Source organism: Candidatus Symbiothrix dinenymphae, assembly GCF_001431085.1.
In genome coordinates this window covers 1-1,308 of record NZ_BBRU01000036.1, presented here as the reverse complement: position 1 = coordinate 1,308, position 1,308 = coordinate 1, and the positions used below count along the sequence as shown (strand labels likewise).

Annotated in this window: 2 protein-coding genes; both read left to right on the top strand. The window is 43.5% G+C overall.

The genetic code is table 11. The features are described 5' to 3' along the window. Positions 1–438: 438 nt before the first annotated feature. Positions 439–753: a 30S ribosomal protein S10 gene (gene rpsJ / locus ASC50_RS00740; protein ID WP_055431974.1), complete on the top strand. Its 315-nt coding sequence runs from the start codon at positions 439–441 to the stop codon at positions 751–753. Positions 754–772: 19 nt separating this feature from the next. Further along, on the top strand, positions 773–1,308 hold a 536-nt coding region (gene rplC, locus ASC50_RS00735), incomplete at its 3' end, for a 50S ribosomal protein L3 (RefSeq protein WP_056928582.1).

Genomic DNA, 1,308 nt, shown 5'->3' with positions numbered 1-1,308 from the left:
GTCCCGCATGGGACGACACATTGTTTATACCGTAGACTAAAGTCTACGGTTAATAAAGTGCTGTCCCTGCGGGACAAGGAGCGAAAGCCAAGTGGTATGATTGCGGATAGTCATAACTTTTTTTGTTTGTAATTGCTTCCCATTTTGTTGGACTCATGGTAAATGAGTTGCTGCCTGCTTCAAATTTGAAAATTATATTCTTATTTTTACAATTAGTTTGCGATGATTACCGATTGAAAAATGTCTGAACTTTGATTTTCACAAGTTTTTCGGATTAAATTAAAAAAAAAATTCAAAAATATTTTGCAGTGTCAAAAATATGTTGTACCTTTGCAGCCGTTTCGCGCAAAAAATTTATGTGAAACGGGGAAATAAGTGCCCTGAGAGAGGAAATGGCTCTTTTCTACGGGACGGATAATTTAATAAAATTGTAAAAAAATGAACAATTCGAGCCAGAAAATTAGAATTAAATTGAAGTCTTACGACTACAACCTGGTGGACAAGTCCGCCGAAAAAATCGTGAAGACTGTCAAAGGTACTGCGGACTTTGTCAGCGGTCCTATTCCGTTGCCAACGCATAAGCGTATTTTTACGGTGAACCGTGCCACGTTTGTGAACAAAAAGGCACGCGAGCAATTTGAGTTGTGCGCCTACAAGCGCCTCATCGACATCTACACTTCCACCCCGAAGACGGTGGACGCGCTGATGAAGTTGGATTTGCCGTCAGGCGTAGAAGTGGAAATTAAAGTATAAAAAATAAATAGTAATTGAAATGCCAGGATTAATTGGAAAAAAAATCGGAATGACATCCGTTTTCAGTGTTGAGGGAAAAAATCTTCCATGCACTGTTATCGAAGTAGGTCCTTGTGTTGTTACTCAGGTGAAAACCGTTGATAAAGACGGTTACGAGGCTGTTCAATTAGGGTTTCAGGAAAAGAAGGAGAAGCACACCACTAAGCCTGAACTCGGACACTTCAAAAAAGCCGGAGCAAAGCCACAAAGACACTTGGTTGAGTTCAAGGGACAGGGAGAGTACAAGGCGGGTGACATTATCACCGCCGCGTTTTTGGATGGTTCGGTTTACGTGGACGTAATCGGGACATCCAAAGGTAAAGGCTTTCAGGGAGTTGTGAAACGTCACGGTTTCGGCGGGGTGAACGATGCCACGCTGGGTCAGAGTGACCGCCAACGCCACCCGGGGTCTATCGGTGCCTGTTCGTATCCCGCCAAAGTGTTCAAAGGAACGCGCATGGGCGGGCAGATGGGCAATGAGCGTGTTACCACGCAAAACTTGGGAGGGATTAAAAT

What these genes read in the sequence shown, in the direction of transcription:
- rpsJ (WP_055431974.1), top strand. Translation starts at nt 439, where the DNA reads ATGAACAATTCGAGCCAGAAAATTAGAATTAAATTGAAGTCTTACGAC.